Below are 12,508 nucleotides of genomic sequence, written 5' to 3' on the forward strand. Positions count from 1 at the left end.
GGTGGTGGCGACTGAGCCACCCTGGCACGTTCACAGGCCATGTCGTTGCAGAGTAGCAAGGAACATAAAGTGAACGGAATGACCACCAGAGCCGTATGTTCCCCCTCACCCCAACCCTCTCCCTCAATGGAGAGGGAGTCGTCCGTGCAGGTAATATTTTATAGTGAGTCCCTTACCACAATCAGCGGCTCAATATCACTCTCTTTTTTCACCACCAGCGAGTCATCACCGCGCAGACAGGTTCCGCCGTAGTTCCCGCCCACGGTAAAGGTGCAAACCTGAATATGCTTGCCATCAACGTTTGGCAGGCACCACAGTTGCTGGTAGATATTTTTGCGGTCAACAAACTTGCCGCTGGATTTGTCCAGCAGTTCGTCCTCAGCACTAATCAGATCGATATTGCTGCCGCAGCGCCCGGCGATGGGCTTAACGGCATAGCCGGTCTGTTTCAGCAGATCGTTAACCTCAAAATCGGTATCGAGCAGGTAGCGGTGGTTCGGGAACAGTTGCCACAGCACCGGGAGGATCGCCTTGTTGCCGGGGATCACCGTCCACAGCGGTTCGAAGACCAGCACTTCCGGGCGCAGCAGGACGTCAATCAGCCGTACTTCCCCAGCCGGGTGGCCGGTGCGAATCGGTACCGCGGCATACTCGGTTTCACTCACCTCGCGGATCTGCTCTATCGCCGTCTCCCACGCCCAGGTTTTCCACACGCAGTTGACGTGACGGCCTTCGTCGTCAATCAACTGCCCGGCGGCATCCCAGCTCAGGGCGCCAAGCCCGTGAAGAATTTTCGTTTCAAACCCGGCCTGCAGCAGAGAACGCTGGATAAAGAGCGCGTGATAGTCCTCTTCGACATCGTTGTCCTGCATGATATGCACGAACGGACGCGCGTGGCTGTGCTTCCACGCCCCGGTCAGCTCTTCCAGCAGGCCTTCCGCCGGATTGTGCCCGTTGCCGCGATAGCCGTTTTTGACCCACTCTTCGAGGATCAGCCCGCCCTCCGTGTGGCAGGAGGCGGAGTCGGCGTTGTACTCATACACCTTAATCCCCCGCTCATCCATGCAGAAATCCATACGACCGGTGATCATATGGTGGCGGCGCCACTGCCAGGAGAGGCGCAGGCGCGGCCAGAGAATTTTCGGTATGTCGAAAAGCGCCAGTAAGTTGTCATCTTTCAGCACTTTATCGGTCGCGTGCAGGTACATCAGGTGCAGCTCGTTGGTGGCTTTGATCAGCTCCTGCTCGGCGCTTTCGGTAATGGTGAAGTACTGGCAGGGATCTTTATTGATAAAGTGACCGTTGGCGCGGATATAGGCCTGTTGCAGGGGGTCATTTTCGTTGAGCCACTTCCCGTCGAACTGGCGTCTGTTTTTCAGCCGCGCACCGCTGATTTTCAGCAGTTCGCCGTCGATTTCCGGCTGCGGAATGCTGTGTTCTGTGTCGTCAGTCTGGATCATCCAGCCGAGGATTTCGGTGTCAGTAAAGGTGTCGTGGATCGTGTAACTGCCGTTCTCAACACAGAGGCGCAGCTCGCGCGTCCACTGCTGCCCGAGCGGCAGCGGCGCGTGAATGACGTTCTGCTCCGCGATACGCACTTTATCGTCCAGAAGCTGGGTGATCACCGCCACGTGGCCGGTCTCGTGAAACTCGCCGCCCTTTTGCCAGATCAGCAGCGCCCCGGCGCGCGGCGCGCGCTTCGAGCCGTTGGCAAAGGCCTGAAGGGGCAGAATGTTATCGTTCACCACCTGACGCAAAAAGCGCAGAGAGAAGATCTCCCACGCCATGCCGACATCGGTAAACACAAAGCCATAGTTGAGAAACAGAAAACGGCGGGCGAACTCAACGCACTGCCACTTGTGGCCCATGTATTCGTTGCCAATATAGCTGCGGAAATCCGCATCTTCCGGGTAATTTCGCGGGTCCAGACTGCCGTAATTTGAAGAGTAAATCGCCACGCCACCGGGCGCATAGCCTAACAATGTCCCGAATGGCGCATCACTGCTTAACGTTCCTTTACGCATGTATCCAACCTAAAACAGGCAGGCGGCAATTTTTTAAGGGTTGTCGTCGTCTGCACGTTGTAATTAACCTGACAGAGGAGGATTTATCATACACCTGCGTGGCGCATTAATTACACGTTAAACAACCAGCATGCTGCAAAATGCCCTGGCGCAATCTCCTGCATCGCCGGCTCCTGCGTCTGGCAAACCGGCATGGCATGCGGGCAGCGGCTGCAGAACTTACAGCCAGGCAGCGCGGAGGTGGGGCCGGGAATATCGCCGCGCAGGGTAGCGTCGTCGAGGTGACGAATGCGCGGGTCGGGACGGGGAACCGCCGCCAGCAGCGCGCGGGTGTAAGGGTGCGCCGGATGCTGATACAGCGCATTCGCCGGGGCCACCTCCATCAGCTTACCGAGATACATCACCCCAATTCGGCTGGAGATATGGCGCACCATGGAGAGATCGTGGGCGATAAACAGATAGGTCAGCCCCAGCTCCTGCTGCAGGTCCTGCAGAATATTCACCACCTGCGCCTGCACCGAGACGTCCAGCGCCGAGAGCGGTTCATCGCACAGCACAAACTCCGGATTCACGGACAACGCGCGGGCAATACTGATGCGCTGGCGCTGCCCGCCGCTGAACTCGTGCGGGAACCGTTCAAGGTGTTCCTGCTTCAGCCCGACTTTATAGAGCAGCGTTTCCGTACGCTCCTGCTGCGCTTCCCGGCTGTAGCCGTGGATTTGCATCGGCTCGGCCACCAGCTGTCGCACGGTCATCCCCGGGTTGAGCGAGGACCAGGGATCCTGAAAAATCGCCTGCATTCTTTTACGCAGCGGCTTCAGCTCTTTTTCACGGGCGTGGGCGATCGCCTGTCCGGCAAAGTGGATCTCGCCCGAGGTGATATCGAAAAGACGCAGAATGGCGCGCCCGAGGGTCGATTTCCCGCAGCCGGACTCCCCGACCAGGCCAAACGTCTCGCCGGGCTGGATATCAAAGCTCACGCCATCGACCGCTTTCACGGCCACGCCTTTACGCAGCAAACCGCCGTTAAGTTGATAGTGTTTGTGCAGGTCCCGTACGCGCACTAAAGGCGTCTGTTGTTCACTCATGCCTGAATCTCCTTATCGGCCCATAGCCAGCAGGCGGCGCGATGGCCCTCTCCGACGGAATAAAACGCGGGCTGCCGCTCACACTGCGGCATACGCTTCGGACAGCGTTCGGCAAACGGGCAACCCGGCGGCGGATTAAGCAGGCCTGGCGGCGAACCTTCTATCGGTGACAACCGCTGATTCTCCTCATCCGGACGCGGCAGCGAGGCCAGCAGCCCCTGGGTGTAAGGATGCGCAGGGCGATAAAAAATGTCCTCCACGCTCCCCTCCTCCATCACCAGCCCGCCGTACATCACCACCACGCGGCTGCAGACCTGCGCCACCACGCCGAGATCGTGGGTGATCAGCAAAATCGCGGTTTGGGTCTGCTGCTGCAGGCTTTTCAGCAGGCGCAGGATCTGCGCCTGAATGGTCACGTCCAGCGCGGTGGTCGGTTCATCAGCAATAAGAAGCTTCGGATTACAGGAAAGCGCAATGGCGATCATCACTCGCTGACGCATCCCGCCGCTGAACTCGTGGGGATACTGGTCATACCGGCGTTCCGCCTCAGCAATGCCCACCTGTTGCAGCATGGCGATCGCCGCCGCTTTAGCCGCTTTTTTGCTGAGCCCTTTATTGCGCATCAGGATCTCCGCCATCTGCTTGCCGATGGTCAGCACCGGGTTGAGGGCGGTCATCGGATCCTGGAAAATCATCGCGATCTCGTTGCCGCGAATGTCGCGCATCTGCGCCGGGGTTTTCTGCGCCAGGTCCTCGTTCTGAAAACGGATGCTGCCGCCCGTTATCCGGCCGTTGCTCCCGAGAAGCTGGATAATCGACTTACAGGTGACGCTCTTGCCGCAGCCCGATTCGCCAACGATACCCACCAGTTCTCCCGGCTGAACCTGAAAGCTCACGCCGCGCACCGCATGCATTTCCCCCTCCCGGGTGCGGAACGTGGTATGCAGGTCATCGAGTTCTAATAAGCTACTCATCGCGACTGGCTCCCGGCTCAAAGGCGGTACGGAACACATCGCCCAGCACGTTAAAGCTGAACACCGTCAGCAGGATCAAAATACCGGGGAACATTGCCAGCCACGACGCTTCGCCAATATAGGACTGCGCGTTGTTCAGCATGCTTCCCCACGACGCCGCAGGTGCCTGCACGCCCAGCCCTAAGAAGCTGAGCGTTGATTCCATCAAAATCGCCGAGGCGATATTGAGCGTGGCGGCCACGATAATGGTCGGCAGCACACCGGGAATAATGTGGCGCACGATAATGCGCAGCGGATATTCTCCCGACGCGCGGGCATAGAGCACATACTCGCGCTCTTTCACCGACAGCGTTTCGGCACGCACCAGCCGCGACATGTTCATCCACGTCAGCAGGCTGATGATCAGGATGATGTTATCCACGCCCGGCTTGAGGTAAGCATTCACCACCAGCAGCAGGAAGAAGGCCGGAATGGCCATCAGGATATCCACAGCGCGCATCATCAGGTTATCCAGCCAGCCGCCAAAATAGCCGCTCACCGTTCCCACCACCGTGCCGATAAGCGTGGAGAAGAGCATGGCGAGAAAACCGACCATTAACGAGATCTGGCCGCCATACAGCGCCCGGGTGAAGTAATCGCGTCCGTATTCATCGGTACCGAACCAGTGCGCGGCATCCGGCGGTAGCGTGCGTGCGCCGAGCGCCATCCGATCCGGATCGTACGGACTTAAGCCGGCGCAAAGCGCGGCGACAACGAAAATAAAAAGCACAAACAGAGAGAACTGCGCCGGACGGTTGCGGCGCAGCTGGTGACGAACCTGCTGCCAGCGTCTGCTCATCCGGGTTACCTCAGCGTACGAATGCGGGGATCGGCGAAGCGATAAAGCAGATCGGCGATCAGGTTACCGACGATCAGCATCATCGACGAGAGCATGATGATCGCCATGATCAGCGGGTAGTCCAGCGAGGCGATCGACTGGATCCCGAGCAGCCCCATCCCCGGCCAGGAGAAGACGCTCTCCGTCACATAGGCCCCCACGATCAGCTCGCCGAACGACAGGCCAAACAGGGTGATCACCGGCAGCAGCACGTTTTTCAGCACGTGACGGAACAGAATACTGGCGCGCGTCGCGCCGTAGGCCAGCTGGGTCTGCACGTAGTCGGCGGAGAGCTGCGAGATGGTGTTGGAGCGGATGTATCGCACGTAGCTGGAGAGGTTGTAGAACGTCAGCGCAATGCACGGCAGCACGCCGTGGCGCAAGACATCCAGCGCGTTATCGTCCATGCCGATGGTGCGCATTCCCATGCTGGGGAACCAGTTAAGCTGCACGGCAAAGACGGTGATAAGCAAAATGCCGAACCAGAAAATCGGCACCGAGATGCCAATATAGGCGAACAGGTTCAGCACGTGATCCAGCCAGCGGTGCTTAAATGCTCCCGCCAGCAGGCCGAGCGGAATAGCCAGCACGATCGCCAGCAGCAGCGACGCCCCCATCAGCCCCAGCGTGGCCGGAATGCGTTCGCCGATCATCTCCAGCACCGGGCGGTGGTAGATCAGCGAATAGCCGAGATCGCCCTGCAGGACGTTTTTCAGCCACAGGACGTACTGCGTAACCAGCGGCTTATCCAGCCCCAGGGTCTGGCGAATACGTTCGATATCTTCCGGAGCCATACGCGGCGTGATGTACGCCGCCACCGGATCGCCCGGGGCGAGTTTGACCAGCAAAAATGCCACCAGTGAAATAAAGAACAGCATCGGGAACAGTTGCAGCAGCCGACGCGTGAGAAGTGTGTTCACGACATGCCCTTACCCAGGCCCCGACCCAACGGCCGGGGCAATGACTTATTTCTGATAGATTTTTGACAGATCCTGGAACAGGTAGACCGGCTTCGGCTCTGCTTCCTGGGTGCCGCCGAAGCGCTTGTCCACCGCGACGGTCGCATTGGTATAGGCAATCGGGTAGTAGGTCATGTCGTTTGCCACGGTCTGCTGAATTTGCTTGTAGATATCTGCCCGTTTCGCGGCGTCGGTTTCCACGGCGCCTTTATCCCACAGGGCATCGAACTGCGGGTTTTTATAATGCGCGTAGTTATAGGCCTCGTTGCTCATGAACAGTGATTTGTAACCGTCCGGCTCTGAGCCCATGATGTAGCCGCCCAGGTTCAGCTCCCAGGCGGTGTTGTTCATGTCGAGACTGCGCTGAGACATGGCGTTGGAGTCCAGCGGCATCAGCTCCACGTTCACCCCAATGCCCTTCAGCGCCTGCTGAATGTAGAGCGCCATACTCTCCTGGGTTTTGTTGGTGTTCACATACGCCAGGCGCAGCCTGAGGTTGTCCGGTGCGCCGGACGCTTTAAGCAGATCTTTGGCTTTTTGCAGATCGAATTTGTACTGCTCGACGTCATCCGTCTTGTAAAGCGTATCTGGCGTCAGGAACGAGGTCGCCGGTTTGGCGTAGTCCAGCGAGGTAAACGCGGTCTGGGTCAGCTCATCTTTGTTGATCGCGTAAGCAATGGCTTGCCGCAGCGCCTTGCTCTTCATCACCGGTACGTTCTGGTTGAAGGTCATGTAGGCCAGACGCCCTTCCGGATAGACCACGAAGTCAAACTTACCGGTATTTTTCAGGCGGTTCACATCCTGCGGGTCCACCATCTTGAGGTTGATTTCACCATTTTGCAGGGCAAGATTCGCGGCATTGCTGTCTTTGGCGAAACGGTAAGTCACGGAATCAAGCTTCGCTTTGCCGTTCCAGTAATCGTCAAAACGGGTCAGGGCGTAATACTGTCCGGCGCGGTACTCTTTGAATTTGAACGGGCCAGAACCCACCGGCGCATCGTTTTTGCTGCTCTTTTCCAGATCGTCTTCACCGGCGAACACGTGCTGCGGGATCGGGTAGATCTGCACCAGGGTGCCGGTAAAAGCCGCGCTGACCTGCGGTAAGGTGAATTTAACGGTGCGGTCGTCAACCTTGCTTACCTGCACCGGCTTATCGCCGTAGGTGAACATGCTGCGGAAGAAGCTGTGCTGTTTGGCATCCAGCAGCTTATTGAACGTAAAGACCACGTCGTCCGCCGTCAGCGGCTGCCCGTCCTGCCATTTCAGGTTGGGTTTTAACGTGAGGGTGTAGCTCAGGTTATCGGCAGAAGGCGTCAGGCTTTCCGCCAGGCCCCACTCAATTTTGCCGTTATTAAAGCTGTACAGCGGAGCATACAGCGCCTGCATGATGGTTAACGTTGTGCGGTCACTGGCATAGAGCGGATTAACGGCTAGCGGGTCGCCGGAGGTTATGCCGATAATAAGCGAACCGCCCTCTTTTGGCGCATCGTTTTTTGCCGCGGGGGACGTATTTGTCTCTTTATTTTTCGCATCATCACAGCCCGCCAGGCCTAACGCGAGCGAAACGACCACGGCCGATAACAGAAGCTTACGCATCTCACTAACTCCTTGCCTTATAAAGTGTTTATGACTGCATCTTTTATTTATGTTGAAGCATCATATGCAGCTTTATCTGTTTACGCATTAATTATGAAAATGCGATTTTCGATTAAGCTTATGCCGGATTTGTTATATATAAGCGCCGGAAGGAATAGCGGCAGATCGATTACGCTCAGTTCGTTAAACGCTTCACAAATCTCCTGCTACACTGCCTCAACACATCACAAAAAAGGCAGGCCAACATGTCAGACAACACCTATCAGCCACCCAAAGTGTGGGAATGGAAAAAGAACAACGGCGGCGCATTCGCCAATATCAACCGTCCCATTTCCGGCGCAACGCATGAGAAAGATCTGCCTGTCGGCTCTCACCCGCTGCAGCTCTACTCGCTGGGGACACCTAACGGCCAGAAAGTCACCATCATGCTCGAAGAGCTGCTGGCGCTGGGCGTGACGGGCGCGGAGTACGACGCGTGGTTGATCCGCATCGGCGAGGGCGATCAGTTCTCCAGCGGCTTCGTTGAGGTGAACCCGAACTCGAAAATACCGGCGCTTCGCGACCACTCCACGAATCCGCCAACGCGCGTATTTGAATCCGGCAATATCCTGCTCTATCTGGCAGAGAAATTTGGTCATTTCCTGCCAAAAGATCCGGCGGGACGCACCGAGACGCTGAACTGGCTGTTCTGGCTTCAGGGCGCGGCGCCGTTCCTCGGCGGTGGTTTTGGCCACTTCTACAACTATGCGCCAGTGAAGATTGAGTACGCGATCGACCGCTTCACGATGGAAGCCAAACGCCTGTTCGACGTGCTGGATAAACAGCTGGCTCGCGGTCGTTACGTCGCGGGTGAGGAGTACACCATTGCGGATATGGCGATCTGGCCATGGTTCGGCTGCGTGGCGCTGGGTAGCGTCTATAACGCCGCCGAGTTCCTGGACGCAGAGAAGTACACCAACGTGCAGCGCTGGGCGAAAGACGTGGCAAACCGCCATGCCGTGAAGCGTGGACGGATTGTCAACCGCACCAGCGGCGAGCTGAACGAGCAGCTCCACGAACGTCACGCGGCGAGTGACTTTGATACGAATACCGAAGACAAGCGTCAGGCATGACGAGTGGCCGGGCGGTTTACCGCCCGGCAGAACAGATCCCTGTTCAGGGCATGATTAGCCTAAGGGTTGGGCAGGTATTGCTGGCACTATCCGGGCGTGTTTCTTCCGCCAGACGGTGAGAAATGACGTATCAACCGACAGCAGTCACAAAGGATCTGTTATGAAACTGATTAAAACAACGCTGGTTATCAGCGCCCTCATTTTTTCCGCCTCGGGAATGGCTATCGATAAAACCGCCGCTGGCGCGGTAGCAGGCGCGGCAATTGGCGCGGCCACGGGTAAAGATCTGAAATCAACCGTTGGCGGTGCCGTGGTGGGCGCAGGCACCGGTGCCATGTTCAAAAACGGCGACAAAGGCAAAGCCGCACGTAAAGGCGGTGCCGTTGGTGCTGTTGTGGGTGCTGGCGCAGCTGCCGTGACGGACAATAGCGTGCTGAAAGGCGCAGCTGTCGGCGCCGGTTCCGGCGCGCTGATCGGTGAAGCGACGCACTGATAAACGCCGTAATTCTCCCTTTTCGAATCGGCATGATGAAGAAACCCAGCTATTACGCTGGGTTTTTTGTTTTCTCTCATTATTGTTTTAATACAGTATACTTTCGCCTGATTAGGGAGGATGTGATGGCTATCAGTGAGAAAGACTTGCTTGAGGCAGGTTTCAGCCAAAGCGAAGTAGACAATTTACAGGCCCGACTCTCAGCAGCTGGAGGCACCCTGCAGCATCTCATCGATGCGCTCTCACGGCGCTTCCAGGTTTCGGTATGGCTCACGGTCGCGCTGGTTCTGGTTATGCTGGTCACCCTCATCGCGGGTAGCCGGACACACATTCTTTCCGGGAGCATGAGTTCCCTCATTATCCTGATCATTGCCTGGGTGACCTTTCCACCCGCTCTGGGCTGGAAAGCATTCCGCCTGCTGAGGACTCTTACCCGGAAGGCTCGATAGCCAGCAAATCAAGCGCCACGTTTGGAAAACGAAGCCCCACCCTGAACTATATACGAGCCCGTTCAAACAACCGACGCGCGGCAGGCGTTAGCCCCGACATATGAATACAGGCATGCACCATGCCCGGCAGCCGTTCACAGCGTACTGGCACCCCCGCCTCCTCAAGCCGCCGCGCATACGCTTCAGCCTCATCGCGCAGGGGATCATACTCACAACTCAGGATGGTTGCTGGCGGTACCCCCCTCAGCGAGGGCATACGCAGCGGCTCGGCATAAGGATGACGACGGTCTCCCAGATAGTTTTCCCAGCAAAACGCCATCGCATCACGCGTTAAAAAATAACCTTCAGCAAATTCACAATAGCTTTCGGTCGACATATCGCGACTTAACGCCGGGTAGAGCAGCAACTGATGCTCTATATGAGGTCCACCGCGATCCCGGGCCAGCAGCGTTGTCGCTGCAGCGAGGTTTCCGCCTGCACTGTCGCCGCCCACCGCCAGACGAGTGGCATCAATACCCAGAAGCGCGGCCTGTTCACTGGACCAGCACAATGCCTGATAAACATCTTCTAACGGCCTCGGGAAGGGGAACTCCGGCGCCAGACGGTAATCCACGGAGAGTATTTTCCGGCCAGTAGCATTCGCCAATGCCTGACAGGGTCGATCGTACAGCGACAACGACCCCAGGCACCATCCGCCGCCATGAGCAAACAGCATTGCAGGCTGCGCGATTTCTACCTTCGAGGCGGCAGGGGTATAGACGCGAAGTTCAATCTCGTAGCCATCATCGGCAATCACAACGTGATGTTGAATGGCGCCACCCGTTTCCTCCTCGCCCTGTAGCCGCAGCAAATCCACGTCGGTGGCGACACGCAGTTCGGCTAATGACGCCGGCTGCGGCGCGCCCGATGACGCAGCCAGAAAATCAGCAATATGTTTATCAAGCGGCATGATGTGCATCCTCTGAGAGGAATGGCACGATCAGCCCAATAAACGCCTCGTGACACTCTTCGGTAATAAAATGCCCGCAATCGGCCACCGTCTCACCACGCAGATCACGGGCATTGCCCTGCAGGGTTATCAGCGGTGCATCGCGCGTGGCATGTTCGGCCCCCACCGTTAACACCGGCATGGTTAAAGGCGTTTGCGCGCGACGCTGGTTCTGCCGGATGGTCTCCGGGATAGCGCGATAATAGTCGAAGCCGGCACGCAATCCGCCGGGCGTCGAATAGGCGGTGATATACACCTCTGCAGCGACCCGTTCACGACGATGCGACCAGCGGTCAAAAATATAGCTGAGATATTGTGATTCGCGCCCGCTGGTCAGGGTTTCAGGTAAATCCGCCAGCTGATTGAACATGAAGTGCCAGAGAAAGATATTCTCTTCCGGTGCGACAAAAATTGGCGGTGGCGGTGCCAGTCCAGGGATAACCGCTTCTGTCAGCACAAGCCGTTCTATCGCCTGTGGAAAATCGCTCGCCATGGCATAACCCACCCACATGCCGATATCATGGCCCACGATGCTGTAATGTGAATGCCCCAGTTGCGCCATCATCGTATGCAGCGTGGCACCAACGCGTCCGGTGTCATAGCCGTCGCGCGGTTTGTCTGATTCCCCCATGCCTGGTGGATCAACCGCGATAGCCTTAAAACCTGCCGCTGCCAGCGCGCGCATGACATAGCGCCAGGTATACCAGGTCTGCGGCCAGCCCGGTATCAGTAATACCGGTTGACCTTCTCCCGCCACGACGCAATGGATGCGCTGTCCGTTCACTTTCGTATAGACGTGTTCTGCCCTGAGATCCGCATGCGCGATCTCACCGTATTGTTGTTCCATGGGGACTCCCTGTAATGTCGTGGCTTAGCGAATACCGAGTAATGCGTTGATTTGTTGAGGGTTCACCGGCGCACCGGCGAAATCATCAAAGACTTTATCGGTGATGTGAATAATATGGTCGCGGATGAACGCAGCCCCTTCTCTGGCACCGTCCAGCGGATTTTTCAGACAGCATTCCCACTCGAGGGTTGCCCAGCCGGCATAATCGTGTTGGGTCAGCGTCGAGAAAATAGCCCTGAAATCCACCTGACCGTCACCCAGTGAGCGAAAACGTCCTGCACGATCAACCCATGACTGATAGCCACCATAAATCCCCTGACGACCGGTCGGATTGAATTCAGCGTCTTTGACGTGGAACATGTTGATCAGGTCCTTATAGATATCAATGAACTCCAGGTAGTTAAGCTGCTGGAGCACCATGTGGCTGGGGTCGAAAAGTATCCGGCAGCGGGGATGTTCTTTAACCCGCTGATAAAACATTTCAAACGTTATCCCATCATGCAGATCTTCACTCGGGTGGATCTCATAGCAGAGGTTTATGCCCTGCTCGTCACAGGCATTGAGCACCGGCATCCAGCGTCTGGCCAGCTCGTCAAAGGCGGTTTCAATTAACCCTTCCGGACGCTGCGGGAACGGGAACAGATAGGGCCACGCCAGCGAGCCAGAGAAGGTACCCAGATCGCTGAGACCAAGCCGGGCGGAGGCCTTGACCGCCAGGAGCAGCTGCTGCCTTGCCCATTCGCCGCGGGCTTGTGGGTTGCCGTGTACTTCCACCGGCGCAAAGCTGTCGCATAAGCTGTCGTAAGCGGGATGTACCGCCATCAGTTGGCCGAAGATATGGCTGGTCAGTTCACTTACCACCAGATCATGCTCCGCCAGCATACCGGTCAGATCGTCGCAGTAGGTCTGGCTTTCTGCCGCCGTCGCCACGTCGAAGAGACGGCGGTCCCATGCCGGAATTTGCAGAGCGCTAAAACCCGTTTGCGCCGCCCACCGGGCGATCGCAGGCAAATTATTAAAGGGGGCCGCATCATCGCTGAACTGAGCCAGATGGAGAGAGGGACCTTTGAGGGTTTTCATCGTATACTCCTATTGTTTGTC

12 protein-coding genes are annotated in these 12,508 nt (G+C 57.2%); 3 read left to right on the forward strand and 9 right to left on the reverse strand.

What is annotated here, in order from left to right:
• Positions 1-158: 158 nt before the first annotated feature.
• The 6 genes from gss to C1N69_RS19005 form a co-directional block, all read right to left on the reverse strand.
• Positions 159-2,024 (reverse strand): bifunctional glutathionylspermidine amidase/synthase, encoded by a 1,866-nt coding sequence (gene gss / locus C1N69_RS18980; RefSeq protein ID WP_047959460.1) that lies wholly within the window; start codon positions 2,022-2,024, stop codon positions 159-161.
• A 110-nt stretch (positions 2,025-2,134) separates the two neighbouring features.
• Positions 2,135-3,112, reverse strand: coding sequence for an ABC transporter ATP-binding protein (locus C1N69_RS18985; RefSeq protein WP_155031703.1), 978 nt, complete (start codon positions 3,110-3,112; stop codon positions 2,135-2,137).
• Positions 3,109-4,086, reverse strand: coding sequence for an ABC transporter ATP-binding protein (locus C1N69_RS18990; RefSeq protein WP_155031704.1), 978 nt, complete (start codon positions 4,084-4,086; stop codon positions 3,109-3,111). Before C1N69_RS18990 ends, C1N69_RS18985 begins: the two co-directional genes overlap by 4 nt.
• On the reverse strand, positions 4,079-4,924 hold the full coding sequence (locus tag C1N69_RS18995) for an ABC transporter permease (RefSeq protein ID WP_045286653.1): 846 nt from the start codon (positions 4,922-4,924) through the stop codon (positions 4,079-4,081). Before C1N69_RS18995 ends, C1N69_RS18990 begins: the two co-directional genes overlap by 8 nt.
• A 5-nt stretch (positions 4,925-4,929) precedes the next feature.
• Entirely contained in the window at positions 4,930-5,883 is a 954-nt protein-coding gene (locus C1N69_RS19000) for an ABC transporter permease (protein WP_155031705.1), read from the reverse strand.
• Positions 5,884-5,928: 45 nt separating this feature from the next.
• Complete coding sequence (locus tag C1N69_RS19005; protein WP_095451809.1) at positions 5,929-7,518, reverse strand: ABC transporter substrate-binding protein; 1,590 nt, start codon at positions 7,516-7,518, stop codon at positions 5,929-5,931.
• A 245-nt stretch (positions 7,519-7,763) separates the two neighbouring features.
• Here C1N69_RS19005 and yghU point away from each other — a divergent pair, with 245 nt between their 5' ends.
• The 3 genes from yghU (at position 7,764) to C1N69_RS19020 (ending at position 9,572) form a co-directional block, all read left to right on the forward strand.
• Positions 7,764-8,630, forward strand: coding sequence for a glutathione-dependent disulfide-bond oxidoreductase (gene yghU / locus C1N69_RS19010; RefSeq protein ID WP_047959464.1), 867 nt, complete (start codon positions 7,764-7,766; stop codon positions 8,628-8,630).
• Positions 8,631-8,790: 160 nt separating this feature from the next.
• On the forward strand, positions 8,791-9,123 hold the full coding sequence (locus tag C1N69_RS19015) for a glycine zipper family protein (RefSeq protein ID WP_155031706.1): 333 nt from the start codon (positions 8,791-8,793) through the stop codon (positions 9,121-9,123).
• A gap of 125 nt (positions 9,124-9,248) precedes the next feature.
• Entirely contained in the window at positions 9,249-9,572 is a 324-nt protein-coding gene (locus C1N69_RS19020) for a hypothetical protein (protein WP_155031707.1), read from the forward strand.
• A 46-nt stretch (positions 9,573-9,618) separates the two neighbouring features.
• Here C1N69_RS19020 and C1N69_RS19025 read toward each other — a convergent pair whose 3' ends face one another.
• From C1N69_RS19025 to C1N69_RS19035, 3 genes are read right to left on the reverse strand one after another with little or no spacing between them, the layout of a single operon-like run.
• A complete protein-coding gene (locus C1N69_RS19025; RefSeq protein WP_155031708.1) occupies positions 9,619-10,521 on the reverse strand; it encodes an alpha/beta hydrolase in 903 nt (300 codons plus the stop codon).
• Positions 10,511-11,407 (reverse strand): alpha/beta fold hydrolase, encoded by an 897-nt coding sequence (locus tag C1N69_RS19030; RefSeq protein WP_025759780.1) that lies wholly within the window; start codon positions 11,405-11,407, stop codon positions 10,511-10,513. Before C1N69_RS19030 ends, C1N69_RS19025 begins: the two co-directional genes overlap by 11 nt.
• Positions 11,408-11,431: 24 nt before the next feature.
• Positions 11,432-12,487, reverse strand: coding sequence for a sugar phosphate isomerase/epimerase family protein (locus C1N69_RS19035; RefSeq protein ID WP_155031709.1), 1,056 nt, complete (start codon positions 12,485-12,487; stop codon positions 11,432-11,434).
• Positions 12,488-12,508 lie beyond the last annotated feature (21 nt).

Origin of the sequence: Enterobacter sichuanensis (assembly GCF_009036245.1) — a bacterium.
Lineage (GTDB): Bacteria > Pseudomonadota > Gammaproteobacteria > Enterobacterales > Enterobacteriaceae > Enterobacter > Enterobacter sichuanensis.

Coding starts and splice junctions, on each gene's coding strand:
- C1N69_RS19005 (WP_095451809.1), bottom strand. CDS start 7,518: ATGCGTAAGCTTCTGTTATCGGCCGTGGTCGTTTCGCTCGCGTTAGGC.
- C1N69_RS19035 (WP_155031709.1), bottom strand. CDS start 12,487: ATGAAAACCCTCAAAGGTCCCTCTCTCCATCTGGCTCAGTTCAGCGAT.
- C1N69_RS18995 (WP_045286653.1), bottom strand. CDS start 4,924: ATGAGCAGACGCTGGCAGCAGGTTCGTCACCAGCTGCGCCGCAACCGT.
- C1N69_RS18985 (WP_155031703.1), bottom strand. CDS start 3,112: ATGAGTGAACAACAGACGCCTTTAGTGCGCGTACGGGACCTGCACAAA.
- C1N69_RS19025 (WP_155031708.1), bottom strand. CDS start 10,521: ATGCCGCTTGATAAACATATTGCTGATTTTCTGGCTGCGTCATCGGGC.
- C1N69_RS19015 (WP_155031706.1), top strand. CDS start 8,791: ATGAAACTGATTAAAACAACGCTGGTTATCAGCGCCCTCATTTTTTCC.
- yghU (WP_047959464.1), top strand. CDS start 7,764: ATGTCAGACAACACCTATCAGCCACCCAAAGTGTGGGAATGGAAAAAG.
- C1N69_RS19020 (WP_155031707.1), top strand. CDS start 9,249: ATGGCTATCAGTGAGAAAGACTTGCTTGAGGCAGGTTTCAGCCAAAGC.
- C1N69_RS19030 (WP_025759780.1), bottom strand. CDS start 11,407: ATGGAACAACAATACGGTGAGATCGCGCATGCGGATCTCAGGGCAGAA.
- C1N69_RS18990 (WP_155031704.1), bottom strand. CDS start 4,086: ATGAGTAGCTTATTAGAACTCGATGACCTGCATACCACGTTCCGCACC.
- gss (WP_047959460.1), bottom strand. CDS start 2,024: ATGCGTAAAGGAACGTTAAGCAGTGATGCGCCATTCGGGACATTGTTA.